The organism is Cuneatibacter sp. NSJ-177 (assembly GCF_022867805.1).
Classification (GTDB): Bacteria; Bacillota; Clostridia; order Lachnospirales; family Lachnospiraceae; genus Pseudolachnospira.
The window spans coordinates 347,073-373,621 of the sequence record NZ_JALIFO010000006.1; the positions used below are offsets into that span (position 1 = coordinate 347,073).

Annotated in this window: 23 protein-coding genes and 1 riboswitch; of the genes, 18 read left to right on the top strand and 5 right to left on the bottom strand. The window is 53.7% G+C overall.

Annotated elements, in window-relative coordinates:
- Positions 1-5 precede the first annotated feature (5 nt).
- Genes MUB23_RS09555 through MUB23_RS09580 form a run of 6 tightly spaced genes read left to right on the top strand, consistent with a single transcriptional unit; the run spans position 6 to position 5,590 of the window.
- Positions 6-1,517, top strand: coding sequence for a carboxypeptidase M32 (locus MUB23_RS09555; protein WP_244800261.1), 1,512 nt, complete (start codon positions 6-8; stop codon positions 1,515-1,517).
- Between the two features lie 54 nt (positions 1,518-1,571).
- Entirely contained in the window at positions 1,572-2,120 is a 549-nt protein-coding gene (locus MUB23_RS09560) for a hypothetical protein (RefSeq protein ID WP_244800262.1), read from the top strand.
- A gap of 9 nt (positions 2,121-2,129) precedes the next feature.
- Positions 2,130-2,882 carry a nickel pincer cofactor biosynthesis protein LarB gene (gene larB, locus MUB23_RS09565; RefSeq protein ID WP_244801178.1) on the top strand — a complete coding sequence of 251 codons (753 nt, stop codon included), beginning with the start codon at positions 2,130-2,132 and terminating at the stop codon, positions 2,880-2,882.
- Positions 2,875-4,047: a nickel pincer cofactor biosynthesis protein LarC gene (gene larC / locus MUB23_RS09570; RefSeq protein WP_244800263.1), complete on the top strand. Its 1,173-nt coding sequence runs from the start codon at positions 2,875-2,877 to the stop codon at positions 4,045-4,047. The genes larB and larC overlap by 8 nt, the downstream gene beginning before the upstream one ends.
- Entirely contained in the window at positions 4,044-4,856 is an 813-nt protein-coding gene (gene larE, locus MUB23_RS09575; RefSeq protein ID WP_244800264.1) for an ATP-dependent sacrificial sulfur transferase LarE, read from the top strand. Before larC ends, larE begins: the two co-directional genes overlap by 4 nt.
- 11 nt (positions 4,857-4,867) lie before the next feature.
- A complete protein-coding gene (locus MUB23_RS09580) occupies positions 4,868-5,590 on the top strand; it encodes an MBL fold metallo-hydrolase (RefSeq protein ID WP_244800265.1) in 723 nt (240 codons plus the stop codon).
- Positions 5,591-5,639: 49 nt separating this feature from the next.
- Here MUB23_RS09580 and hdhA read toward each other — a convergent pair whose 3' ends face one another.
- A complete protein-coding gene (gene hdhA, locus MUB23_RS09585; protein ID WP_244800266.1) occupies positions 5,640-6,452 on the bottom strand; it encodes a 7alpha-hydroxysteroid dehydrogenase in 813 nt (270 codons plus the stop codon).
- 286 nt (positions 6,453-6,738) lie between these two features.
- Between hdhA and MUB23_RS09590 the strand changes: the two genes are divergently transcribed.
- On the top strand, positions 6,739-7,998 hold the full coding sequence (locus tag MUB23_RS09590; protein ID WP_244800267.1) for an MFS transporter: 1,260 nt from the start codon (positions 6,739-6,741) through the stop codon (positions 7,996-7,998).
- 8 nt (positions 7,999-8,006) lie between these two features.
- On the opposite strand, the gene MUB23_RS09595 is transcribed toward MUB23_RS09590, so the two are convergent.
- The 4 genes from MUB23_RS09595 to MUB23_RS09610 all read right to left on the bottom strand — a co-directional run bounded on the left by MUB23_RS09595 (position 8,007) and on the right by MUB23_RS09610 (position 11,673).
- Positions 8,007-8,897 carry a serine hydrolase domain-containing protein gene (locus tag MUB23_RS09595; protein ID WP_244800268.1) on the bottom strand — a complete coding sequence of 297 codons (891 nt, stop codon included), beginning with the start codon at positions 8,895-8,897 and terminating at the stop codon, positions 8,007-8,009.
- A gap of 16 nt (positions 8,898-8,913) precedes the next feature.
- Positions 8,914-9,123, bottom strand: a complete 210-nt coding sequence (locus MUB23_RS09600) for a hypothetical protein (RefSeq protein WP_244800269.1) — start codon at positions 9,121-9,123, stop codon at positions 8,914-8,916.
- Positions 9,124-9,300: 177 nt separating this feature from the next.
- Positions 9,301-10,410 (bottom strand): 4Fe-4S dicluster-binding protein, encoded by a 1,110-nt coding sequence (locus MUB23_RS09605; RefSeq protein WP_244800270.1) that lies wholly within the window; start codon positions 10,408-10,410, stop codon positions 9,301-9,303.
- 267 nt (positions 10,411-10,677) lie between these two features.
- Positions 10,678-11,673 (bottom strand): ABC transporter substrate-binding protein, encoded by a 996-nt coding sequence (locus MUB23_RS09610; protein ID WP_244800271.1) that lies wholly within the window; start codon positions 11,671-11,673, stop codon positions 10,678-10,680.
- Positions 11,674-11,847: 174 nt separating this feature from the next.
- On the opposite strand from MUB23_RS09610, the gene MUB23_RS09615 reads away from it, so the two are divergent.
- The 11 genes from MUB23_RS09615 to MUB23_RS09665 all read left to right on the top strand — a co-directional run bounded on the left by MUB23_RS09615 (position 11,848) and on the right by MUB23_RS09665 (position 26,358).
- A complete protein-coding gene (locus tag MUB23_RS09615; protein WP_244800272.1) occupies positions 11,848-13,533 on the top strand; it encodes a DUF975 family protein in 1,686 nt (561 codons plus the stop codon).
- Between the two features lie 315 nt (positions 13,534-13,848).
- On the top strand, positions 13,849-14,574 hold the full coding sequence (nagB, locus tag MUB23_RS09620; protein ID WP_244800273.1) for a glucosamine-6-phosphate deaminase: 726 nt from the start codon (positions 13,849-13,851) through the stop codon (positions 14,572-14,574).
- Positions 14,575-14,588: 14 nt separating this feature from the next.
- Complete coding sequence (gene nagA / locus MUB23_RS09625; protein WP_244800274.1) at positions 14,589-15,689, top strand: N-acetylglucosamine-6-phosphate deacetylase; 1,101 nt, start codon at positions 14,589-14,591, stop codon at positions 15,687-15,689.
- Between the two features lie 239 nt (positions 15,690-15,928).
- Positions 15,929-16,231: a YerC/YecD family TrpR-related protein gene (locus tag MUB23_RS09630; protein WP_244800275.1), complete on the top strand. Its 303-nt coding sequence runs from the start codon at positions 15,929-15,931 to the stop codon at positions 16,229-16,231.
- A 475-nt stretch (positions 16,232-16,706) separates the two neighbouring features.
- The gene (locus MUB23_RS09635; protein WP_244800276.1) at positions 16,707-17,468 is read left to right on the top strand and encodes a formate/nitrite transporter family protein; all 762 of its coding nucleotides are present in this window, start codon (positions 16,707-16,709) and stop codon (positions 17,466-17,468) included.
- A 44-nt stretch (positions 17,469-17,512) separates the two neighbouring features.
- Positions 17,513-17,612: riboswitch (TPP riboswitch) on the top strand.
- 114 nt (positions 17,613-17,726) lie between these two features.
- Entirely contained in the window at positions 17,727-18,770 is a 1,044-nt protein-coding gene (locus MUB23_RS09640; protein ID WP_244800277.1) for an ABC transporter substrate-binding protein, read from the top strand.
- An 8-nt stretch (positions 18,771-18,778) separates the two neighbouring features.
- Positions 18,779-19,966: a M20/M25/M40 family metallo-hydrolase gene (locus tag MUB23_RS09645; protein WP_244800278.1), complete on the top strand. Its 1,188-nt coding sequence runs from the start codon at positions 18,779-18,781 to the stop codon at positions 19,964-19,966.
- A complete protein-coding gene (tenA, locus tag MUB23_RS09650) occupies positions 19,963-20,631 on the top strand; it encodes a thiaminase II (protein WP_244800279.1) in 669 nt (222 codons plus the stop codon). Before MUB23_RS09645 ends, tenA begins: the two co-directional genes overlap by 4 nt.
- A gap of 13 nt (positions 20,632-20,644) precedes the next feature.
- Positions 20,645-21,481, top strand: a complete 837-nt coding sequence (locus MUB23_RS09655) for a deoxyribonuclease IV (protein ID WP_244800280.1) — start codon at positions 20,645-20,647, stop codon at positions 21,479-21,481.
- Positions 21,474-22,184 carry a DNA alkylation repair protein gene (locus MUB23_RS09660; protein ID WP_244800281.1) on the top strand — a complete coding sequence of 237 codons (711 nt, stop codon included), beginning with the start codon at positions 21,474-21,476 and terminating at the stop codon, positions 22,182-22,184. The genes MUB23_RS09655 and MUB23_RS09660 overlap by 8 nt, the downstream gene beginning before the upstream one ends.
- A 112-nt stretch (positions 22,185-22,296) precedes the next feature.
- On the top strand, positions 22,297-26,358 hold the full coding sequence (locus MUB23_RS09665; RefSeq protein ID WP_244800282.1) for an efflux RND transporter permease subunit: 4,062 nt from the start codon (positions 22,297-22,299) through the stop codon (positions 26,356-26,358).
- The last annotated feature ends 191 nt before the right edge of the window (positions 26,359-26,549 follow it).

The following is a 26,549-nucleotide window of genomic DNA, read 5'->3' on the forward strand; positions in this document are numbered from 1 at the left end:
GGAACATGAATCAGCTCTATGAAAAATTAACCCCGTATCTGGAACAGCGGAGGATGATCCAGACCTCCCTGACACTTTTTGAATGGGATTTGGAGACCATGGCTCCGGATCGCGCAGTGGAGCGCACGGCGACGGTGATGGAGCTTCTTCAAGACGGGCTTCGGAAAGCGATTCTGGAACCGGAGACCAAGCAAACGATAGAAGCCTTAAAAGAAGCTGCTGATTTGACCCCGGAGGAAGAAGCCGTGGTCCGGGAGCTTTCTCTTGAATTGGAGAAGATGGAGGCGATTCCGGCCGAGGAGTACCGGGCCTATGCCAATCTCCAGGCCAAAGCCGCGTCCATTTGGTCGGATGCGAAGGAAAAAAACGATTTTTCCGCCTTTGCCCCTACGCTGGAAAAGGTGGTGGATATGACCCGCCGGTTTGCCGAGGCGCGGGCCAATGGGAAGAAAAAGCCGTACGACGTCCTGCTGGAGGACTATGAGAAAGGATTCACGGAAGAAAAGCTGGATCCTTTTTTTGAAAAATTAGAAGAAGAATTGCCGCCTTTGGTGCAGGAAGTGGTAAAGGCCCAGGAAGGCCTGGATGATTTCTTCCTGCATCAGTCATACCCCATCGGAAAACAGCGGGAATTCAATGAGTACCTGGCAGATTATATGGGGTTGGATAAAAAACGCGTGGCGATGGCGGAGAGCGCCCATCCTTTTACCACGAACCTGCACTGCGACGATGTGCGGATTACAACCCATTATTACGAAAAACTTCCGGTCAGCGCGATCTTTTCTACGATCCACGAAGGCGGCCATGCTCTGTATGAATTGGGCGTGGCGCCGGAACTGACCCTGACGCCGGTGGGAATGGGGGCGTCCTGCGGCATGCACGAATCCCAGTCCCGCTTTTATGAAAACATGCTGGGAAGACGGAAAGAATTCTGGATTCCCCTCTACGGAAAGCTCCAGGAGTTGTTTGAGGACCAGTTGGGGGAGATCTCTCTGGATCAATTCATGGCTGCCGTCAACCGGGTGCAGCCGGGGCCTGTGCGGATCGAGGCCGACGAACTGACTTACAGCCTGCACATCCTGGTGCGCTACCGGCTGGAGAAGGAGCTCTTTGGCGGCGAGCTGAAGGTGAAGGAGCTGCCGGAGCGCTGGGAAGAGCTATATGAAAAATATCTGGGAATCCGGCCGAAGGATGCCGCCGAAGGAGTGCTCCAGGATATTCATTGGGCCCAGGGTTCCTTTGGGTATTTTCCTTCCTACGCGCTGGGCAATGCTTTTGCAGCTCAGATCGACAGGCGGATGGAAGAGGAAATCCCGGTGGGGGAGATTCTCGCTGAGGGAAGACTATCGGAGATTACGGATTGGCTGAGAGAAAAAATTCACCGATTCGGCGCGGTAAAGCCGGTTCCGGAGCTGCTGCGCGAGGCAACCGGAGAGGATTTTTGCCCGGATTATTATCTGGAATACTTGAAGAATAAGGCTCATTCCATCACTTCTCTTTCAAAGAAAGTGAAATAGAAGCGGTTGGTTTTCCAGGATACAAAAGCATACTTTACAAAGGAGAAAATCAAAATGGATCTGCTGTCTTCGATCGATTGGAAATCCGGTTTGTCTCTGGGCATCAGCCTTGTGGCGGCGGCCTGCAACGGGCTGTTTGGATATCGGCTTAGAAAGTTGTGGGTTTCGGTCTTCGGTTTTATCCTCGGCGGCTTTTTGGGGATGCTGGTGACCGGATGGGTGACAGAGCAGGCGGCCGTGATTGCCGGAGTCGGTCTGCTGGTCGCCATAATCGGCGCGCTGGTCGCATATAAGCTGTATCTGGCCGGGATTTTTTGCATCTGTTTTCTCTGCACGGCCTCGCTGTTCCTCTTGTTTTTGGGGACGGATGTCTGGTGGAAAATCGTGCTTCTTGTGGCCGGCGGCATCCTGGTGGGTGTCATAGGAGTTCAGTTTGTGAAGCCGGTGCTGATTATTTCAACCAGTCTGAGCGCGGGCATGACAATTGCAAATTCTGTGCTGGAGTGGTTTCACGTCAGTGAAAATATATGGTATTCCGCGCTGGGAGCGGCGCTGGCCGTGGCGTTTCTGATTTTTCAGTTTAAAAACACAAAAGGGAGCTGAATGGAATCGATGGATGTGGAAAAATTATTGTATCAGGTGAAGGAGGGAAGTCTGAGTATCGAGGAAGCCCAAAAGATGCTCAGGCTTCTTCCCTATGAGGATCTAGGCTGCGCCAGGCTGGACCACCACCGGCGCCTACGGACCGGTTTTTCGGAAGTGGTTTTCTGTCAGGGCAAAGAGCCGGAGCATTTAAAACGAATCTGGCGGAACTTCCGGGACCGGAAAGAAAATGCCATGGGCACCCGCGCATCAAAGGAGCAAGCAGAACTTTTGCTGGGAGAAATCCCGGAACTCATGTATGATCCGGTGTCCCGGATATTAAAATTAGTATATCAAAAACCGGAGCCGATCGGGCGGATTGCCGTCTGTTCGGCCGGGACCGCGGATATTCCCGTGGCCGAGGAAGCCGCCCAGACCGTGGAGTTTTTCGGCGGCAGGGCCGAACGGTATTTTGACATCGGCGTGGCTGGAATCCACCGGCTTCTTGCGGTCAGGGAAGAGCTGGACACCGCCAACTGCATCATCGCGGTGGCCGGTATGGAGGGAGCGCTTGCAAGCGTCCTGGCCGGTCTGGTGGATAAGCCGGTGGTGGCCGTGCCGACCTCCGTCGGCTACGGGGCAAGTTTCGGCGGCGTTTCCGCCCTGCTTACCATGATCAATTCCTGCGCCAACGGTATTTCCGTGGTAAATATCGACAATGGATATGGAGCCGGTTATGTCGCTTCCCAGATCAACCGGCTGGTGGAGAAAAAAGATGAATAAGAATTGCTTGTATTTGGAATGTTATTCCGGCATCAGCGGCGACATGACGGCCGCGGCGCTGCTGGATCTGGGCGCGGATGCGGCCGGTTTGACGCGTCTTCTTTCGTCCCTGCCGGTGGACGGATTTCGCGTGGTCCACGGAAAAACAAAAAAGCAGGGGATCGCGGCAAGAGACTTTGATGTACTTGTGGAAAAAGATCAGCCTCACCGGCATCTGGCAGACCTGCTTGCTCTGCTTGACGGACTGCCGGCGGAACCGGAGGTTTTGGAGATGGCGGGAGAAATGTTCCGGCGTCTCGGCGAGGCGGAAGCAAAAGCCCACGGAATTCCGCTGGAAGAAGTTCATTTTCATGAGGTGGGAGCAGTGGATTCCATCGTGGACGTATTGACCGCGGCCTACTGTTTTCATCAGTTACATATCGGAGAGGTGATTCTGTCGCCGATCTATGAGGGACAGGGACATGTGAAATGCGCCCATGGCCTTTTGCCGGTTCCGGTGCCCGCCGTACGAAATCTGGCGGAGGCTTACGGCCTTCCCGTCAGTATCCAAAATGTGGAAGGCGAGATGGTGACGCCCACCGGCGCGGCGATCGCCTCTTTGCTGTGGCAGGGCAGGATCGGCCTTCCGCCGTGCCGGATTTTGAAAACCGGTATAGGCGCTGGAAAAAAAGATTTTCCCCATGCCAATGTGCTGCGGGCCAGCCTGATCGAGCCTTTGGCTGCACGGGAAGATGTCTGGGTATTGGAGACCAACTTGGACGACTGTTCTGGGGAAGCGATGGGCTACACGCTGGAAAAACTGGGGCAGGCCGGAGTGCGGGATGCGTTTTTTACTCCTGTGTTTATGAAGAAAAACCGTCCGGGCGTGCTTTTGACCGTTGTGTGCGACCGTGAGAAGATTCCGGATGTGGAGCGGGTTGTCTTTACCCATACCACGACCATTGGAATCCGCCGGTATCCGGTGGAGCGGAGCTGCCTGGACCGTACGATCAAAAAGCTGGAGACGCCTTGGGGGACGGCACGGGTCAAACAGTGCCGTGCCGGCGATAAAACCTGGAATTATCCGGAATACGAGGACGTCAGGCGGATCTGTGACGAGAGCGGGGAGAACTTCGGCGGGATTTACCGGCTGATTCAAAATTTAGCGGAAGAGGAAAGATCATGAGCGGGAAAACGAAAGCTCTGAAAGAAAGAATCCGGGAGCTGGCGTCAAGCGACGTCTGCCTGGCATTTTCCGGAGGCGTGGACAGCGGCCTTTTGATGAAGCTGTTTGCGGAGGCCGGCGCGAAGCTTCACGCCGTGATGCTTGACACGAGGCTTCATCCGAGAGCGGATATCGAGGGAGCCCGGCGTCTGGCGGCGGAGTGCGGATTGAATTTGACACTTTTAAAAGTGGATGAGAGCGAAGAGCCTTTCGTCTACCAAAACACACCGGAGCGCTGCTATTATTGTAAAAAGAGAATGTTTTTAGAACTGAAAAGCTGGGCGGCGGAGCGGGGGATTTCCCAGGTGGTGGAGGGAACCAATGCCGACGATCTCTCCGCGTACCGGCCGGGAATCCGCGCACTGAAAGAACTGCAAGTGATCAGCCCGCTGGCGGAATGCGGCCTGACCAAGGCGGAAATCCGGCGGCTGGCCGCTGAGATGGGACTATCGGCGGCGGAGAAACCGTCCGCTCCGTGTTTGGCCACAAGACTTCCCTATGGAACTCCTTTGGACCCAGAACTGCTGGGCCGTCTGGAAATGGGGGAAGAGTGGCTGAGAAACCGTGGGCTGCGTCAGGTGCGTATGCGCTTCCATGAGCCGATTATCCGGATTGAGGTGGGAGCGGAGGAGATGGAGCGGCTGTTTGTCCTCCGAAAAGAAGTGACGGAGGAGCTGAAACGCTTGGGCTTTTTCTATATTACCATGGATTTGGAGGGGTTTCGTTCCGGCAGCATGGACATTGGGCGGGATGGAATGAAAGAAGAATAGGAGTAAAATGTATGAGAGTTACTTATATTGGGCACAGCGGGTTTTCTGTGGAACTGGATCATTTTGTCCTGCTCTTTGATTACTATCAGGGCACGCTTCCGGATTTTCCGAGGGGAAAGCAGTTGGTGATTTTCGTCAGCCACAAGCATCACGATCATTTTAACCCCAAGATTTTTTCTCTGGTGGATGCAAATCCGGGAGCGGTCTATCTGCTGTCGCGGGAAATCCGGATTCCGGCCCGCGGCATGGAAAAAGGGGAAATCCACTACCTGGGCCGGAGGGCGATGTACGATTATACCTTCGGCGGCCATCGGATATCCGTGGTGACGCTGCGCTCCACGGATATCGGAACCGCCTTTTTAGTCCGGGCCGACGGAAAGCTGATCTACCATGGCGGCGACCTGAACTGGTGGGCCTGGAAGGGATCCGCAAAAAGTTCTCTAACGAGTATGGCTTCCCGGTATCAGGATGAAATTCACTATCTGGAGGAGCAGGAGCCCAAGAAACATCATGTGGACGTGGCGTTTATTCCCCTGGATCCCCGGCTGGAGGAGTACGCTTGCCTGGGCATGGACTATTTTCTCGCGCATATGGATCCAGACTACGTGTTTCCGATGCACTTTTGGGAGAAGTACGAGGTGATCCGGGATTATAAGGAGCGCCAAGAGGCCCAGGAGTGGAAAGATAAAATCGTAGAGATCGAGCGGCAGGGGCAGGAATTTATTCTGCCGTAGGGCCCGCAGGGAATCTTCCCGGATCAAGGAAGATTCCCTGTAGCGGAGCTTATTCGGCTGCCTCTGATTGGGCGGCGCGGCCGGCCATTTCTGCATACTGCGGCGTGCCGAGGCCGTAGCCCCCGGCTAAATAGAGGATATTTCCGGTGACATAGGATGCCTCGTCGCTGGCGAGATAGGCGACGGCGCCTGCAATGTCTTCCGGCGTGGCCATTCGCTTAAGGGGCACATGGGAGAGAAACGAGCGGATGAAGGATTCCGGCATGTTTTTTAGCGCCGCGTCCGTGGCGGTCAGGCCGGGGAGAACCGCATTGCAGCGGACATTGCTTTGTGCATATTGAAGGGCGATCTGCTTCGTGATGTTGTTGACGGCGGCTTTGGATACCCCGTAGCCGATCCGGGTGACATCGGGGATCGCGCCGCCGATGGAGGAGATATTGACGATGCTGCCTCCGCCTTGCCGGATCATGTGGGGAACCGCCAGTTTGCTGATCCGGTACACGCTTCCCAGATTCATTTCCAGAATTTCAAAGAACGCTTCTTCTTTTCCTCTTACCAGGTCCAGATCTTCCGCGGGTTTTCCCATCCCAAAATTATTCACCAGAATATCAAGACGGCCTGCCTTTAAGACGGTGTCTTCCACCATGGAAGAATAGCTGTCTCGTTTGGTGGCGTCAAAATAAACCGGGGTCATCCGAAAGCCCTCTTTCCGATAGCGGTCGCAAATTTCCTGGGCTGCTTCCATCCGGCGGACGCCAAGATACACATCCGCGCCGTTTTCCGCGAGTTTCAGGGCGCAGGCCAGGCCGATCCCCTTGGTGGCGGAGGTCACGAGCGCGGCCTTGTTTTCTAATCCGTTCATATCATATCCCTTTCTTTTTGGTTTCTTCTGCGTTTTCATTTCTGATTCCATATCTTTGTTATCAGTATCCGGCTTATCCTGGATTTTTATTCCTTCCCGCGACGAAACGGCCCACGGCAAGAGAGAGGAAAACGTGTCGGAAAGAGGCGGCCGGGAGAACAGGCGGATCAGGAATAATTTGGCGGAACGCGCAGAAACTAGGGATAAGAGAATGATTGGAAAATAATTGTTTTTCCATTAATTTCAGGAAAAGCGAGAAGGGGAAACAGAGATGGGAGGGATTTCAATGAATAAAAAAAGGATCCATTTTGCCTGGCTGATTTTGCTGGGCGTGATCCTGATCCGCGGTTTTGCCGGCGGGGGCATCAATATGACTTCGGGTCTCTTTTTATCCCCGGTATCCGAGGAAATCGGGGTGGGAATCGGGAGCTTGTCGATTTACTTTAGTATCACTTCGATTGTGATGGTGTTGTTTCTGCCCCTGGCCGGACGGATCATCAACCGGCTCGATATCCGGCTGACCGCTCTGCTCGGCGCTGCCCTGCAAGCGCTTTCCTTTGCCGCGTTCGGACTGCTTCACCATGTAGCCGGATGGTATCTCCTGTCTATCCCCCATGCGATGGGGGCGGCCTTGCTGGTAAATTTGATGGGGCCCATTTTAATTAATCGGTGGTTTGCCAGGAAGGCAGGGACCATGATGGGAATTCAGATGGCGTTCGTCGGTCTGTTCGGCGCAGTGCTGCAGCCTTTGACTTCCCGGATCATCCATCAAAGCGGCTGGCGGAACGCCTATTTTTTTATCGGCGGCCTGACCTTTTTGGCTGTGGTTCTGACTGCATTTTTTCTGCTTCGGAACCGGCCGTCTGATCTGGGGATCGAGCCGTACGGCGCGGACCGGCTCGATCCCCCGCAGGCTTCTAAAAATGCAGAGGAAGCGGTGGAGATTCCGGAGAGCACGGCTCTTCACTCCGCTTCCTTTTATCTCCTTTTGTTGTTCATGATTGCGATCACCGGCGTCGGCGTCTTCACCCAGCACATCCCCACCTATGGGACCGCTATGGGGTATTCGGTAAGCTCCACCGGCACGGCGCTGGCTTTCGCCTCGGTGGGCAGCGCCATCGGCTCCATCGCCATCGGCGTCGTCAGCGATAAGATCGGCGGTCTTTTGACCTGCTACGGCATGATCGGAATCGGGATTGCGGAAATCATCGGCTTCTGGTTCAGCCCCCGCAGTTTTCTTCTCTTTACGGCTTCCACCTTTCTGCACGGGCTGGTCAGCTCCGGGATCATGGTACTGGCCCCGATCCTGACAATCAAATTTTTCGGTCAGAAGGATTATGAAAAGATTTTCGCCAAAGTTTCGATGGGCGCGCCTCTTGCCTCTATCCTCCTGATTCCGGCCTATGGTTTTGTCTATGACTGGAGGAAGGATTATTCGCTGGTGCTGCTGTTGATGCTGGGAATGCTGATCGCCGCAGCGTTTTGTATTGCGGTCGGCTGGAGAAAACGCTGCACGGCCGAAGGCTGCCCCCGCTGGCGGGAATAAGCCGTCCCTTACAGATAAGGGTACAGGTAAGTCCAGACGTATTCCAGCAGATTGTTCTCCCCGGTATCGTATCCGTTCAGCACGATCACCGCATTTTTTTCCTTGACAATCGTACAATACTGACCGAACCGGCCGACGGCGCTGATGGAATCGTACCGGCCCCGCCAGAACAGCATTCCGTAATCCCGGATTCCATCTGGAACAGGAATGACGGTTCGGTCCACCAGGCGGATCCAGCTTTTCGGAAGCACCTGCTTCCCATTCCAAATCCCATCGTCCAAGTAGAGCTGGCCGAAATGGGAGACCTCGGTGGAGGTAAGCCAGATGCCGCCGGCCCCGAAGGTGTTTCCCAGAGGATCGCACTCCCATTCGGGAAGCGGAATCCCCAGCGGCTCAAAGAGACGGGGAAGCAGGTATTCCGGCAGGCGCATCCCGCTTTTTTGTTCCAGGATGACGCCGGCCAGATAGGGGCCGGCATTGCTGTAGAGAAACGAGTTTCCGGGCTCTTCCTCAAACGGGCGGGAGAGGGCGAAGCGAATGTAATCGTTCTCCTTCATCGTCCGGCGCTGATCCCCCATCAGATAAGGCTTTTTTTGGCCCAATGTCATGGTCAGAAGGTGGCGCAGAGTCAGCCGTTTGAGATTTGGTTCGACCTGCGGAGGAAGGTAATCCGCAAGCAGATCCGTGACGAAATCATCCAGATGGAGGAGTCCTTCCTCCAGAGCAAACCCGACGGCAGTGCCGGTGATGCTTTTGCTCAGAGAAAATTGGTTCTGCCGGATCTCCGGGACAAAGTCGTGCCGCGCCAGTTCCTTTCCGCCCTGCCTTATGATCACGTGATCCACCCCAAACTGAGAGACGGCGCGGCAGAAGAAATCAAAGCGGTCTTGTGTCAACATGTCTGCCTCATCCTCCTCACTGCTTGTCCTCATTGCCGTCCTTGGGGCCTTCCTTGGAAACGGCCTGGGCAATGTAAAGGGCAATAACCAGGAAGACAATATTGATGACCATCAGCAGCGTACCTCCCAGATGCAGGACTCTTTCCAGGAAGAAATACTTGGCCAGCAGGTAGAGAACCACCAATCCGAGCAGCACCGCAGTGATTTTTGTACGGTTATACTTCATGCTAATCTCCATTCTCAATCGGATTCCGGTTTCGTTTTTTCATCGGAAATTCTTTTCAACCGGTTTTATTCCATTCTATTCGTTTTCTCCGGGCTTGTCAATTCGTCAGATACTCGCCTGCCGGAATTCGATGGATGCTCTTTGGGGTTGATCTCAAGGGCTTTGACCGTTTGAAAATCAATGGATGGGGGCGGGGAAGGTAATATTTCCCTCCTCGTCGGAGTTTTTAAATTTGTGGTGGATTTTCTGGAGCGTGATGGCTCCGGAAGGACATGCGCTGGAACAGATGGTGCAGCCCCAGCAGCGTTCTTCGTCGAATTCAATCCGATTATTCCACCCAAAGTGGAAGGCGTCGAAGTTACAGACCTTTGTACACTTTCCGCATTGGATACATTGGGCCGGATTGTAGAAAGTCTTCCAGTTGGAGCGGGGGAAAGTCAGACGCGCCCCCATGCGGCGGCTCACTTCGATGGGGAAACAGCACTGAGAATCACAGTTGCACATGCTGTAGCCCTCGCCGCACTGCATCAGCCCGCTCTTCCGGTATTTCAACACAAGTTCCTTCGCCTCCTCCAAGGTGATTCTCCGGCCGTGTCCCCGGTCAAACTCGGTATTGGGCCCTCCGTAAAACCGGACGCATACTTCATCCAATTTATCGTGGTCATAGACCATTCGTTTACAGTTACAGGGAATCAGATAAATGAAGTCCTGGTTCTTTTCCAAGACTGCCATCGCCTCTTCCAGGTTCAGCCAGTCATTTTGGTGCATTTTTTCCTCATAACCGTCCATCTTGCTGAGAATCACGGCTTCGTAGTCTTTTTGATAGTTCTGCAGGTCCCACTCGTTCAGAGCCTGTTTTTTCTTTTTCGGAATCGGAGCGTACTGCTCCGGCTCAAACTGGGCGAAATACGGCAGCCTGGTGTAAAAATTGGTCACTCGATAGGAGGCTTTTCGATTGGATTCTTCATCCACTGTCCGCTGTACTTGATTGAAATCAAAATCCTCGCCCACCGGATTGCCGAAAAGTCCCCGAACCGGGTCCACAAAACCGGGAATCTGTTTTTCGATGATGGCCCGATGATAGAGACTGTGGATCATTTCCTCCGGCTGATCGCTGAGGCCATGTTCTGTGATCAGCTTTTTCATCTCATCCTGACTCAGTACCTGACGGCCCGCCAAGGCGATATACGAGAGTTCCGGTTCCGTCAGCATGAGCTTCGCTTCCTCCCAAAATTCCTGCGGTGTCTCGAAAACTTCCATGGCTTTTTCAAAAACGGCTGTGTTCATCCCATCCTCCTCCTGTTGTCGTTGCAACGTCTTTTCCTTAATTATATCAGCAAGTTCCATGCCATTTTTTGAAGGGAAGGCGTTCCGCTCTGGGGGCGGTTTCTTTTTGCTGCATTTTTCCTGACGCCATTTTTCTTGGCGCTCTGCCGTTTTTCTTTGCATATGAGAGGGGAGCAAAACAATCTGCGGGCTCGTCTTCGCTGAGTTTCATGGTAAACGGCAGGCCGCCCGCAAAAGTGCGGTCCTGGCCTGCCGTTTGAAAGAGTTTTATTTTGCCGCTTCTTCCGCGTATTTTGTGGTGACCAGTTTCTCGTAGGGAGCTCTCGCCGTCAGTTCTCCGGCTTCATCCAGGATATCTTCCAGCAGATTGAAACTGCTCTCCTCAAAAATCATGTCGTTTTTCCAGGTATCCTGCTCTTTGTAACGATCGACGATCGTGGCAATCGTGGATTCCTCGGTTTCCGGGAACTGAGGCTTGATGGTTTTTGCAATCTCTTCGGACGAATGGCTGTTCACATATTCAATCCCTTTTTGCATGGCATTGGTGAATTTTTGAATAATATCACCGTGTTTTTCCATATAGCTGGCCTGGGCGCAATAAGCCGTGTAGGGGACATAGCCGGAATCTACGCCGAGGGATGCGACCACATGACCGGAGCCTTCCAGTTCCAGGCTGGTGGCGAAGGGTTCAAACTCTACGGTATAGTCGGCGTCCCCGCTGGTAAAGGCCGCTGCTGTCAGGCCAAACTGAATACTTTGATCAATGCTCAGATCTTTGGCCGGGTCGATCCCGTTCTGTTTCAGGATATACTCGAACACCATCTGAGGCATGCCGCCCTTCCGGCCGCCAAGCACAGTGGAACCTTTGAGGTCATCCCAAGTGAAGTTCTCCATCGGTTCTCTGGCGACCAGGAAATTTCCGGCCCGCTGGGTCAGCTGGGCGAAATTGACAAAGTAATCATCCGCGCCCTGATTATAGACGTAGATCGAAGATTCGCTTCCCATGAAGCCGATATCGGCGTCTCCGACAATCAGCGAGGTCATTACATTGTCTGCACCTGCGCCGTTGACCAGAGTCAGGTCAATTCCTTCCTCCTTAAAATATCCGAGCTCGATCGCCGCGTACTGAGGCGCATAGAAAATGGAGTGGGCGACTTCGTTCAGGGTGACTTTTGTCAGCTCCTCCTCTTTCTGGCCGCAGCCGGCGGCGCATAGGCCGAAGAGCAGAACCACCGCGAGGAAAGATGGCAAAATTTTTTTCATGGAAATCCTCCTATAAATTTTCATACTATAACATATGGGGAAAGAAAGAAACGGTGCGTATGGCTGGGCTGAAAAATGAGGAAGCAGCGGGTGAGAGTATGTTTTTGTTGACAGCCTGCCCCGCAGCCGCTAGACTGAAAGTAGACTATTTGCGAACAGATAAGGAAGAAGATGATGTGGAAACGAAAAACACTGAAGAACAAGGCCAAGGGAATTCTGAAACAGAAGTATTGGCGTGTGATTGCGGTCTGCTTTTTTCTGGCTTTTGTGGCGGGAGAGTATTCCAATACCCTGACGTTGGTCCAATCTTACAATTCTTCCAAGGTGGAAGAGGCGGTGGAGACCAACCGGAAAACCAATAAGAAGACCAACTCGGAGGTGGTCAATGAGCTGCTGAATCAGGGGGAGCCGCCGGACGTCTCTCAGAGCAAATACACGGAAGGCGTTTTTGCATATATCTTCAACAACGTGACGCAGTCCGGCTCGTTTCTTTTTGGCATACTAAATGTTTTTAACCAGGCGATCTTTCACGACTCGGTGGGCGTCAGTATCGTCTTGGGGATCGGAATGCTGATCCTGGGGCTCTATTGGATCTTTGTACAAAATGTATTGAAAGTGGCGGGCTGCCGTTTTTTTCTGGAATCGTCCTCTTATCCGGACACCCCGGCCAGCCGTCTGCTGTTTCTGGTCCGAGTGCGGAAGGTCTGCAACACTGCTGGCGCCATGTTTCGGACGGCCCTCTATCAATGGCTATGGGACCTGACGATCATCGGAGGGTTCGTCAAGGAATATTCTTATCGGATGGTCCCCTATATCCTGGCGGAAAATCCGTCGGTGAGCGGAAGGAAAGCGATCGCCCTGTCCCGGAAAATGATGAAAGGCCATAAGTGGAGGGCATTTCTGCTGGATCTGTCCTATTTCCCTTGGGTGCTTTTGAATCTGTTGACTGGAGGCCTTCTCAATATATTTTTTCTGAATCCTTACCGCACGGCGGCCAATGCGGAACTCTATTTGGAGCTGCGGAGGCAGGCGCAGGAGAAAGACCTCCCTGGTTCGGAGTATCTGGCCGACCAATATTTAGCCGGCCCGCCCCCGTTTACTGTGGAACAGGAAACTCCTCCTACCGAATATCCGTCTCACCTGTTTTTGATACCGGAACGGGAGAGACGCCAGTGGATCCAAGTGGATTGGAGGAGGAGCTATTCGCTGGGAAATCTGATCCTGCTGTTTTTCACCTTTTCGCTGATCGGCTGGCTCTGGGAGGTCAGCCTGCATCTTTCCACCGACGGCTTTGTAAATCGCGGGGTGCTTCACGGACCCTGGCTTCCGATTTACGGAACGGGCGGCGTTTTGATTTTGGTGCTGCTGCAAAAAGTCCGGGAGAAGCCATGGGTGACATTCTGCCTTACGATCGTGATCTGTGGTGTGGTGGAGTATTTTACCGCGTGGTACCTGGAAGTGACGAAGGGGACCAAGTGGTGGGATTACAGCGGATATCTGCTGAATCTGGACGGACGGATCTGCGCGGAAGGGCTCCTGGTCTTTGGCATCGGCGGCATGGCGATCATCTATCTGGGAGCGCCTTTGTTTGACGAACTGTACAAAAAGATCCCGAAAAAGTTGAAGTGGATTCTCTGCGCGGTATTGATTGTGGTATTTGCTGTGGACGCCGCGTATTCCAGCGCCCACCCCAATACGGGAAAGGGAATCACGGATTACGGGAGGAAGACAGCGGAATATGAACAGGTCTGCCGGATCGAGGAAAACGGGTCCGGCCGGATGCAGCCATTGAACTACGGCGAAAAAGAGGGCCTGGCCCCGCGGGCGGCGAGCAAAAAGAGGGCCAGTGGTTCGGCCTGAAACGTGAGCAGCGTTACATACGGCTCATGGATGTATGGAAAGTGGGAGAATTGCCAAGGATAGAAGTAGACCTCCTTCAAGTCCGGAATGAATTTCAGGGCATGAGTGTTTTCTGTTTTCCGGCACCGGCGGGCATTGGAAACCCGGCAGCTCCGGGCACGAAATTGGAAATAAAACTTGACAAAGAGGGGAGATAATTCTATTCTGAATTCAGCAAGAATTGCTCTCCCGCAAGGGTGAAATCACAAAACGGTTTTGCAGAAATTCCGGCAAGCCGGAGACGGCAGAAAATTTTAAGAATTTTAGGAGGAGAATATGAGGATTTATCGTGCAAAGGATTATGAGGAGATGAGCCGTAAGGCGGCGAATCTGATTGCCGCTCAGGTGATCATGAAGCCCGACTGTGTGCTGGGACTTGCCACCGGGACGACGCCGGTCGGAACCTACCGGCAGTTGGTGGAAGGCTATGAAAAAGGAGATCTGGACTTTTCCGCGGTCAAGACCGTGAATTTAGACGAGTACAAGGGACTGTCTCCGGAAAATAACCAGAGTTACCGGTATTTCATGAACGAGAATTTGTTCCGCCATGTGAATATCTGTCTGGAGAACACAAATGTTCCCAATGGCCTGGCCGAGGACGCCGAAGCGGAATGCGCCCGTTACAATCAGGTGATCCGCGATCTGGGCGGGATTGATCTTCAGCTTTTAGGGCTCGGCGTGAACGGTCACATTGGTTTCAATGAGCCGGATGACGCCTTTGCCAAGGAAACACATCTGGTCACGCTGACGCAGAGCACCATCGACGCGAACTCCCGCCTGTTTGACCGGATCGAGGATGTTCCCCATTATGCGTTTACAATGGGAATCCGGTCGATCATGCAGGCGAGGAAGATTCTGGTGGTGGCCAACGGAGAAAACAAAGCGGATATTATCAAAAAAGCATTTTTCGGTCCGGTGACGCCTCAGGTGCCTGCTTCTATTTTACAGATGCACCCGGATGTGATTCTGGTGGGCGATGAGGCGGCGCTTGGCAAGATTTAAAGAGAGGAAAAGGTATGCGAATTCGAGGCGGAAAGGTTTACTGTCCTGACGGGAAGTTCCATGACCGGGACATTTTCATCCAAGAGGGGAGATTTACCGAGTCGAGCAGCGATGGAATGGAATGCGACGCATCCGGCTATTATTTGATACCGGGTCTGACGGATCTGCATTTTCATGGCTGCGTCGGGGCGGATTTCTGCGATGCGACGCCGGAATCCCTGCTAAAAATTGCCGGGTACGAGGCGGCCAACGGCATCGCCAATATCTGTCCGGCTTCGATGACGCTGCCGGAGGAAACGCTGGCCCGCATTTATCGGAACGCAGCGGCCTATGAGCGGCAGGGTGGTTCCTATCTGGTCGGGATTAATATGGAAGGCCCCTTCTTTTCCTACGAAAAGCGCGGCGCCCAGAATCCGGCTTACCTAAGAGCGCCGGACGTGCAGATGGTCCGCCGCCTGCAAAAAGAGGCGGGCGGCCTGATTAAACTGGTGGACGTTGCGCCAGAGACAGAGGGGGCCCTGCCGTTTATCGAAGAGCTGAAAGGAGAGTTCCGGCTTTCCCTGGCCCACACCAACGCGGATTATGATCAGGCGGTGGAAGGATTCCGGGCGGGAGCGACTCAGGTGACTCACCTTTATAACGCGATGTCCGGCATGAGCCATCGGGCTCCCGGCGTGGTGGGAGCGGCGCTGGAAAACGGAGAATGTTATGTGGAATTAATCTGCGACGGCGTGCACATAGTTCCCCCGATGATCCGAAATACGTTTCAAATGTTCGGGGAGGACCGGATTATTCTGATCAGCGACAGCTTAAGCGCCACCGGGATGCCCGACGGCCTCTATGAGCTGGGCGGTCAGGCGGTTCGGGTCGTCGACGGAAAGGCCACCATCGCGGACACCGGGGCGATCGCCGGTTCCACTTCAAATTTGATGGATTGTCTAAAATTTGCGGTGAAAAAGGCGAAGATACCGCTGGAATCCGCGGTGAAATGCGCGACGATCAACCCGGCAAAAAGCCTGGGGATCGATGATGAGTACGGAAGTATCGAACCGGGGAAGCGGGCGCAGTTGGTTTTCCTGGACGAAAACCTGGAGGTTACCGCCGTCTGGCTCTGATTGTAGTCTCAATTTCTTTTTCAGGAAATTCTTCGGGATTCTAGTTGACAGTAAAACTTTACAGTGCTAAACTAATGCTTGTAAAAAGTGTCCCCTCAAGGGCATGTGTGAATTCAGATGCTTCGTATAGGAAGGCTGTGTCCGATGAGGCGCGCTTCTTGGGTGCGTGTGAATTCAGATGTTTCGCGTACGCGGGCTGCGCTCAATGAGGTGTGAACTCAAGTTCAGGGGGAATTCTCATGAATAAGAAATTGAAGACGGAGGCCGTTGACGGACTCTTTAAAGCGGTGCTTCATCTGCAGAATATCGATGAGTGCTATGCTTTTTTTGAGGACGTATGTACGGTGAATGAATTGCTTTCCTTTGCCCAGCGCTATGAGGTGGCAAGGATGCTCCGCAGCGGAAACACCTATCTGGAAATTGCGGAAAAGACAGGAGCGTCCACTGCGACGATCAGCCGGGTCAATCGTTCCCTGAATTATGGAAACGACGGATACGATATGATTTTCGAGAGATTGGAAAAGGAAAATAACGAGAAGTAAAGCCATCAGATTGACCAAAAGTCCATGGGCGGTGCGGGGATTGTCTTTCGGATGAGGGATGGCATACGAAGGTACGGACAGAAGGGAGTCATGGATCGGAATGACTCCTTTTTTATTACACCGCCGGGCAAGGCCAAGATTGTTGGACAATTCCAGGAATTTGGCATTGATTTATAAACGAAATAAAGCAAAAGAAGAAGGAAAAGTAATTGACTTTATAACGATAACGTGATAAATTTAACATATTCAACAAAGACAGTCCGAAACACGGTGGAAAAAAGTAAGGCTAGGCGGCTTGCCGTGAGATTCTGGACTTGAAAAATGCCGGTCGTTAGGGCAACATTTGTATTCCAGTGCAGATGTTGCTTTTTTGCTCTGGGGAGTATGTTTTGTCGGAACTGCCGGAGGAAAAAAGCACTGCGTGGGAAGAGGAAAAGGTTGCGGGCAAAGGCAAAATCTAGGGAGGAGAGAGATTATGTTCAAAGACGAGTTCCAGGCAGTGTGTAATGCGGGGGTTTCCAAGGTGAACCTGATGAAGAAGAACCCGCTGGGTTACTTTGTTTCTTCGATGGTGGCAGGAATGTTCATCTCATTTGGCAGCTTTGTAGCCTTCGTGTTCGGATGCGTGATTTTTAATGGCGATTCCGCCTGCTGGACCAAAGGGGCCCAGGCATTTGCCTTCGCAGCGGCGCTGAGTTTGGTGATTGCCGCCGGTTCGGAGCTGTTTACCGGAAACAATTTCGTTTTGGGTTCGGCTGCGATCCGAAAGTCCGTGTCCTGGGGCGACGCCTGCAAGCTTTGGATCTTTTGCTGGATCGGAAATCTGATCGGGTCCCTGCTTTCGGTTCTGGTGTTCTACCTGACCAAGATCCCGACCGGCGCCACCGGAGAATATTTTACGCAAATCTCAGCCGGAAAAGTCGGATTAGGTCCGGTGGAGCTGCTGGCAAGAGCGGTCCTCTGCAATATCCTCGTCTGTCTGGCGGTTTGGTGCAGCATTAAGATGAAATCCGAGTCCGGAAAACTGATCATGGTCTTTTGGTGTATCTTTGTCTTCATGGTCTGCGGTTTTGAACATAGTGTGGCGAACATGAGTATTGAGGGCGTGGCGCTGTTTAACGGCGGTATTTCCGTTGGACAGTATCTCTACAGCGTTCTGATGGCTACGGTAGGAAACCTGATCGGCGGCGTGGTGTTCGTAGCCTTGCCGTATCATTTGATTTCCCAGGAAAAATAAGGGCTTGCACCGCGGAAAACTTCATGCTATAATTCCTACATATTCATACCGGCTGGGGGTGCCGCGAGGCTGAGAGGACGAAAGGTCCAACCCTTTGAACTTGATTTGGTTAACACCAACGTAGGGAAGCAAAGAAAAACACAGGGACTTTCCATGATTTGGGAAGTCCTTTTTGGTTCATAGGAAACTCCTCTGGAATTTACTATGAGATAGGGGCTGCGGCCTCCCCAGCGGAAAAAGGACAAGCAGGAGGTAAAGATGAAGAGAAACAAAAGTGTGGCCGTCTTATTGGCCGCGGTGATGACGGTAGCCGGCTGTTCCCAGAATGGCCCTGCCCCCGTCGGGACAGAGGCGGCAAAGCCCGAAGGGCAGACAGAGGCGAAGGCAGAGCTGACAAAGCTCGATGTGGTGCTGGATTGGTATCCCAATGCGGTTCACTCGTTCCTCTACATTGCCCAGGAAAAAGGGTATTTTGAGGAGGAGGGCTTGGAGGTCAATGTGCTTTACCCGGTCAATGGAAATGACGCGGTGGCCCTGACTGCGGCGGGGAAGGCAGATATTGGTTTTTACTATCAGGAGGATACGATCATCACTAAGACCAACGAGGCTGTCCCGGTAAAATCCATCGGCACCGTGGTGCAGGGACCGGTCAGCATCTTTGCGGCTCTAGAAGAGACGGGAATCCAGACGCCCGCGGATTTTAAAGGGAAAACCATTGGCTACAGCAGCACGGAATTCGGAAAAAAAGCCATTGAAACCGTGGTGAAAAACGCCGGCCTGTCCCTGGACGATATCGAGCTGATCGACGTGGGCTTTGACTTGACCAGCGCCATGACCACCGGCAACGTGGACGCCACTTACGGCTGTTTTCTGAACCATGAAGTACCGGCTTTGGAGGAAAAGGGATTTTCCGTCAATTATTTTTCCCCGACCGAATACGGGGTGCCGGAATATTATTCTTTGATTTTGGTGGCCGGAGAGCAGAACCTTTCGGAGAAACGGGAATCCTATACCGCTTTCCTGCGGGCATGCAAAAAGGGCTTTGACGATATGAAAGCAGACCCCGCCGAAGCGCTGGAAATTTTGATGGCCAACCAGAGCGTGGACAATTTTCCTCTGTCCGAGTATGTGGAAACACGGAGTTTTGAAGTCCTGCTCCCTCTGATGGAACAGGAGGGATCCCCATTTTTGACTCAGGACAAGGAGATTTGGCAGAACAGTATCGACTGGCTGACCAAGGAAGGGATCACTGAAAAATCTCTGACGCCTGACGATTTCGTCGAAGACCTTTTGGCAAAGTAGGAGCATCGATGGAGAGAGAAAGACAGCTTTTAGAGGCGGCACGTCGGGGAGCCGAGGCCGCGCTTCCGGCTCAGATGCGGATGCTGGAAGTTTTTTCCGGCATTGACTGCGGCACCGGCAACCGGGAAGGAAACCGGAAAGTGGCGGAGCTTGTGACCGATTGCTTAAAGACTTTGGGCGCTGCGGTGGAATGGAAGGAGGATCCAGACCTTGGCATTCATGTGATCGGGCGGATTCGGCCGGAGCGCCCGGCGGGCAAAGTAATCCTGGCTGCCCATCTGGATACGGTGTTCGGAGAAGGTTTTGTGAAGAAGCATCCTTTTCGCTTGGAAGGGGACTGGGCCTATGGGCTTGGGATCAGCGACTGTAAAAGCGGCGTAGTGATTGCCCTTGGGGCCGCAGGGATCCTGGAGCGGGCCGGCCTTTTGCCGGACTGGGAGATCACGTTCTTGTTTAACTGCGACGAGGAAATCGGCTCTCCGTCCGGTTCCCGGTGGATGGAGCGGGAGGCGGCGGACGCGGACTGCGCCTTTGTGCTGGAGGGAGGCCGGGAAAAGGACGGCGTGATGCGGCTGATCACCGCCCGGCGCGGCGTGATTTTGGGAAGCATCGATGTGACCGGGCGGGAAGCCCATGCCGGGAAAGATTATAGGAACGGCCGGAGCGCGGTCAAAGAGCTGGCCCACAAGATTTTAGACCTCTACGACTGCAATGATGAGGAAAAGAAAATTTATTACAATGTGGCCCCGATTTCCGGAGGACGGCCCAACGGGGTCGTGGCCGGGGAAGCCCACGCAGAATTTTGCTGCGCCGGCCTTCCCGCCAACCGCGACTTCGCGGCGGAGCGCAGAAAAATCCATGGGCTGGCGGGGACCTCCTACACGGACGGATGTGTGACTGTGGTAGAAGAACATACTCTGTTTCCCGCCATGGAGCGATCGGAAAAGAATCATCTGGCCTACCTGCGCCTGGAGCGGGCGGCCAAGGCCCTGGGGATTCCCGTCGAGGAAGCGGAAGACCCTTCCGCCACCGACGCCTGCTATTACAGCTCTTTTGGAGTCCCCTGTGTGGACGCCCTGTCCGCAATCGGCGCAGAAATCCATACGGTGAAGGAACACGTATTCATCCCTTCCATCCGCCGGAGAACAGAGTTTCTGGCGGTGGCTCTGGGATTGCTGAAAGGAAAAGAAGAATGAAAAAACAATTTACCGAAGAATTGAAGGAAGCCGCAGGGGAAATCTGGTCTTCCTATCACAATCACCCTTTTGTAAGAGCCCTGGGGGACGGCACGCTGCCAGTTGAAAAATTTCGGTTTTTTATGATCCAGGACTACCTGTATCTGTTTGAGTACGCCCGCCTGTTTGCCCTGGGGGTGGCGAAATCCAGGGGAAGGAAGTGGATGCAGATGTTTTCCGAGATGGAGCACTCCACCCTGAACGGAGAGATGAACATTCACCGCTCTTATATGCAGCGCCTGGGAATCACGGAGCAGGAATTGGACGCGACGGAGGTCTCCTTAGCCAATCTCTCCTACACCAACTATATGCTGGCGGTAGGCTACCGCGGGGACGCTTTGGATATTCTGACTGCGGTTTTGGCTTGTGCCTGGAGCTACCAGGAGATTGCAGGGGAAATGCTGCGCAGAAACCCACTCGCCGCAGACCATGAACTCTACGGCGAGTGGGTCCGGGGTTACGTTTCGGAGGAATACCGGGACATCGTGAAGGAAAACCTGGACGGCGTGAATGAGCTGGCCGAGGGAATCCCGGATGAAAGAAAAGAGTATTTGAAGGAGGTTTTTGTCAACTGCAGCCGGTACGAGGCAGGGTTTTGGGACATGGCGGATCAGATGGCGCCATAAAGGAGGAACAACGATGCTGATGATTGGAAGCCATATATCCTCAGCCAAGGGCTACGAGGCCATGGGAAAACAGGCGTTAAAACTGGGGGCCAACACTTTTGCTTTTTTTACGAGAAACCCCAGAGGGGGATCGGCGAAGGCTCTGGATCCGGAAGATGTGAAACGCTTCCTGGCCATTGCTAAGGAGCACCAATTTGGAACGTTGGTGGCCCACGCTCCCTATACCCTGAATCCCTGCGCGGCAAAGCCGGAGGTCCTGGAGTTTACCGAGCGGGCGATGAGGGAGGATTTGATCCGCATGGAAGAGACGCCGGGGAATTATTACAATTTCCACCCCGGCAGCCATGTGGGCCAGGGGGTGGAGACAGGGATCCGGCTGATCGCCGGTCTTTTGAACCGGATATTGACGCCGGAGCAGCACACCACTGTTTTGCTGGAAACAATGGCCGGCAAAGGCAGCGAGGTCGGCGGAAGGTTTGAGGAACTTGCGGCAATCCGGGAGCTGGTGACCAGAAAAGAAAAACTGGGCGTCTGCCTGGATACCTGCCATGTCTGGGACGGCGGCTATGATATCGTCCATGATCTGGACGGCGTATTGGCGGAGTTCGACCGTGTGATCGGTCTGGAGCACCTGAAAGCAATCCACTTAAATGACAGCCAGAATCCCATGGGAAGCCGCAAGGACCGGCATGCCAAGATCGGAGAAGGAACCATCGGACTTCCGGCGCTTTCGGCCGTGACCAATCATCCGCTTCTTCGGACGCTTCCCTTTGTTTTGGAGACGCCCAACGACGAGGAGGGCTATGCCAGGGAGATCCGCATTCTGCGGGAGAGGTACCGGGATGAGTGAGACGAGAAAGATCCGAGAACAGTTGGAGGCGCTGGCGGAACCGGCTTACCGGGATTTTTCCAGCCGCCTGATTCCAAACCTGCCGGAAGGGGAGATGCTTGGCGTCCGTCTGCCGGCTCTGCGAAAAATCGCAAAGGGACTGGTAAAAGAGCACGGGATCGAAGCGCTTGACCGGATCGGAAGGGAATATTTTGAGGAAACAATGCTTCGGGGGATGGTCATTGGCTGTGCCCCGATTCCCTTTTCAGAGAAGATTCCTTATATAAAAGCTTTTCTGCCGGAGATTGCAAACTGGTCGGTCTGCGACAGCTTTTGCGCGGGGCTGAAAGGGGCCGCCACGGAGAAGGAAGCCGCCTGGCGGCTGGTGGAGGAGTGTCTCGCGGACAGGAGGCCGTACTACCGGCGCTTTGGGCTGGTGATGGAGATGGACTATTTTTTAGACGGTGGTCATATGGAAAGAGTGCTGGAAAGTGCCGTGAGCGTCGGGGAGGAAGATTACTATGTGAAAATGGCCGCGGGCTGGTGCCTGGCCGAATGCTATGCGGCTGATCCGGAAAAAACGGACCGGATCCTCCGTTCCGGTAGGCTGCATCCCGATGTGCTGAGGCTGGCGCAAAAAAAGATCCGGGAGTCCCGCAAAATCGGGGAAACATGGCAGGAAAATGCAAGAAAAATCGGGGCTGCTTTGGAAAAGCAAGTATAATTATGAAAAGAGTATAAATTGTGATGGGAAACTTGACATTCCCTGCAAAACGGAATAAACTGAATCCGTTAACTTGACAAATAGTTTACCTGGTTATCTAAGGGGAAGAAAAATGTTATCACGTTTCAGCGTAAAAAAGCCCTACACGGTTCTGGTGGGGGTCATTCTAGCCATTATTCTCGGCGTTGTATCCCTCACTCATATGACGGCGGATCTGCTGCCCAGCATGAACATGCCCTACGCCGTGGTCTACACCACCTACATAGGCGCAAGCCCGGAGGAAGTGGAGAGCACGGTGACGCAGCCGGTGGAAAGTGCCATGGCTACGGTCAGCAATATTGAGAATATTCAGTCTGTTTCCTCGGAAAATGTTTCCATGGTGATTTTGGAGTTCGGGCAGACTGCGAACATGGATTCCGTTTCCATCGAGATGAGGGAAAGCCTGGATCAGATCTCTTCCATGTGGCCGGATTCCGTGGGAAACCCGATCATCATGAAGCTGAACCCGGATATGATGCCGGTTATGGTAGCCGCTGTGGCCAAAGACGGACTGACCGGCGGGGATCTGACGGATTACGTGGAAAACGAATTGCTGTCGGATATTGAAAGTATCGAGGGCGTGGCGTCCGTGGCGACCAGCGGGGAGATCTCCGAGTCGGTCCAGGTCATCTTGTCCCCGGATAAGATCGCAGCCAAAAACCAGGAGATACGGGATGCCCTGGCCGATAAGTTTTCCGACGCCAGGGATGAGCTGAATGATGCCCGCCAGGAAATTGAGGACGGCCTGGATCAGATTGAAGAAGGTTCCAGCCAGATGGAGGCGGGGAAGGCCACCATCCAGGAACAGCAGCAGGCCTTAGCCACTCAGATCGCACAGGCCCGCGCTGAGATGGATACGAAAAAGACCGAGCTTTTGGAGATGAAGCTCCAACTGACGGACCAGATCTCGAAGCTGACTGATCAGCTGTCGGTTCTGGAACAGACGGAAAAGAGCTTGCAGGAGCTGAAAACGCAGCGGGATGCCCTGGCAGGCCAGAAAGCGCAGTTGGAAGAGGCCATAGGAGCCTACCAGCAGCTGGCGGAAGAGTACGCGGCGGCAGCCGCGGCAGCCGGGATTTTTGAGGAGCAGATCGCTGCGATAGAGAATAATCCGGATCTGAGCGATGAGGAAAAACAGGCCCAGATCACTGCGATCCAGGCCAGCGAGGACTACCAGCAGGCGCAGAAGGATCTGGCGGCGGCTCAGATGAAACTGAACGCCTTGGGGATTACGGCGGATCAGATCGAAGGAAAAATCAGCGAGCTGTCCACGGCCCTGCAGACGATTTCCGGTGCGCTGGCCCAGTTGGACGGCATGATAACGGCTGCCGGGCAGGATCCGGAAAAGCTGGAAGAAGCGCTGGCTGAGATAGCGGCGGCAAAGCAGCAGATCCAGGATGGGATCAAACAGCTGGAGGATACGATTGCTCAGCTGGAGAGCGGGCAGATTGCACTGAGCGAAGCCGAGACCCAGTTGAATGTCGGCGAGGCCACCGGAAATATGCAGATATACAGCGCCCTGGCGGAGCTGATCGCCGGAAAGCAAGGGCTGGCCGGAACGAAAACCCAGCTGGAAAGCGGATTAAAGCAGCTGGACAGTGCGGAAGAACAGGTGGATGATCAGGAGGAAAGCGCTTATGAGAAATCCGATCTGACGGATATCCTGACGAGGGATATGGTCTCGAAGATGCTGACCGCGCAGAATTTTTCCATGCCCGCCGGGTATATCACCGAGGGCGACAGCGAAATTCTAGTCCGGGTCGGGGATAAGTTTTCTTCCCAGGAGGATATTGAAAATCTGGTCCTGATGGATATGGGATTCGACGATGTGGAACCGATCCGGATCGGCGAGGTGGCGGACGTGGTCACGGTCAACAATTCGGCCGACGTCTACGCCAGCATCAACGGGGAGCCGGGAATTCTTTTGACCATGCAGAAACAGACCGGCTACTCCACCGGAGAGGTCAGCGACCGGATTCAGGAGACCTTTGACTCCCTCTCGGCAGAAGAGAACGGGCCCCATTTTACGATTCTCATGGACCAGGGAATCTACATGGATATGATCATCAACTCCGTGGTGGAGAACATGCTTTTCGGCGCTCTCCTCGCCATTTTGGTGTTGATCGTGTTTATGAAGAGCCTGCGGCCTACGATTATGATCGCCTGTTCCATCCCGCTCAGTATTCTGACGGCCATTTTGCTGATGTATTTCAGCGGCATTTCCATCAATATTATTTCCCTGTCGGGGCTGGCGCTCGGCATCGGCATGTTGGTGGATAACTCGATCGTTGTCATCGAAAATATTTACCGGATGCGCTCAGAGGGATTGACGGCCAGAAAGGCCGCGGTGGAAGGCGCCCGTCAGGTGGCCGGCGCGATTACGGCCTCCACTTTGACGACGATCTGCGTGTTCCTGCCGATTGTGTTTACAGAAGGAATCACAAGACAGCTCTTTGTGGATATGGGCCTGACCATTGCTTACTCACTGCTCGCCAGCCTGTTCGTAGCGCTGACGCTGGTGCCGGCCATGTCCTCCGGGCTTTTGATGCGGGGACAGCTCAAACCGAACCGGACCTTTGAGCGGATTCAGAATGCCTACAGCAAGAGCATTGTCTGGATTTTGAAACGCCGGGCCCTGGTGCTGGTGGCGTCTTTAGCCATGCTGGTCATCAGCATTGTGGCGGCGTTTTCCAACGGAACTTCCTTTATGCCGAAGACCGAGAGCACCCAGATGTCGGTGACGCTGGAGACCGAGAAAGGCAGCACGCTGGAAGAGACCGCGGCGGTTTCGGAGGAAGTGATCACCCGGATCCAGACCTTAACGGACGTGGAGGCGGTCGGAGCCATGGCCGGTTCTTCCGGAATGATGTCTATGGGCAGCTCCAACACGGAACAGGTGACCATGTACCTGATCTTGAAGGAAGATAAGGATCTGACCAATGAACAGTTGAAGGCAAAGATTTTGGATCTGACCGCGGACCTGCCCTGCGAGATCAAGGTGGAAACTTCCATGATGGATATGTCGGCGCTGGGAGGCAGTGGCGTCTCCATCGAGATCAAAGGCAAGGAACTAGATAAGCTGAAAGCCATGGCAAAAGAGGTTGCCGCCCTGGTGGAAGGCGTCGACGGCACAGAGGAAGTATCCGACGGCATGGACGAACAGACGCAGGAACTTCGCATCTCCGTCAACAAAGAGAAAGCCTCCGAGCATAACTTGACCGTAGCGCAGGTCTATGCGGCCATCTACGCCAAGCTTTCCGAAGCCAAGGAAGATACGACTTTGGTGACCGAGAGCAAGGATTATCCGGTTTACGTGATGGACGGGGAGGCAAAAACGCTGACCCGCGACGAGATTGGGGATCTGACGATTTCCGTGACGAACACCGAAGGGGAGAAAGAGGACGTGGCGATCCGCGACGTGGCGGACTTTACCGCGGATGTGGGCCTTCCTTCCATCCGCCGGAACAATCAGCAGCGGACTCTCAATGTGACCGCCGTGGTGTCCGACGGTTATAACGTTGGCCTGGTCGGCGAGGAAGTGCAGAAAAAATTGGATTCCTATCAGGTTCCAAACGGATATTCCGTGGCGCTCCGCGGAGAGAATGAGACGATCAATGAGTCGATGACAGAAATGATGAAGATGCTGGCTTTGGCCGTTGCTTTCGTCTATCTGGTCATGGTGGCTCAGTTCCAGTCCCTGCTCTCGCCGTTTATCATCATGTTTACGATTCCTCTGGCCTTTACCGGCGGCTTCCTGGCTCTGTTCCTGGCGGGTTTTGAGGTCAGCGTCATTTCGATGATCGGTTTCGTCATGCTGGCCGGTGTTATCGTAAACAATGGTATTGTAATGGTGGATTATATCAACCAGCTGAGAAGAGGCGGCATGGACAAAAAGTCGGCCATCGCCGAAGCCGGAAGAACCCGTCTGCGCCCGATTTTGATGACCGCGGTCACCACGATCTTCGGCCTTTTGACCATGGCGTTCGGCATGGGCATGGGAGCCGATATGGTACAGCCGATGGCCATCGTGACGATCGGCGGCATGGTTTACGGTACGCTTTTGACTCTCTGGGTGGTGCCTTGTATCTACGATCTTTTGAATCGGGAAACGGATATGACCGAGGAAGAGGTCTGATAAAAAAATTCGTTCTGCGCACATTCCGCTCTAAAATATTCCTGAATGAAAAAGGATCTGTTTGGGGCAAAATAAGGGACGCGCCGCAAGGAAAGAATTCTTGCTTTTGACAGCGCCGGGTCATGCCGGAAAGCGATCGGAAGCGGAACGTACGCTTTCCCGGCGCGTCTTTTTACGGCCATCGCCGGAAA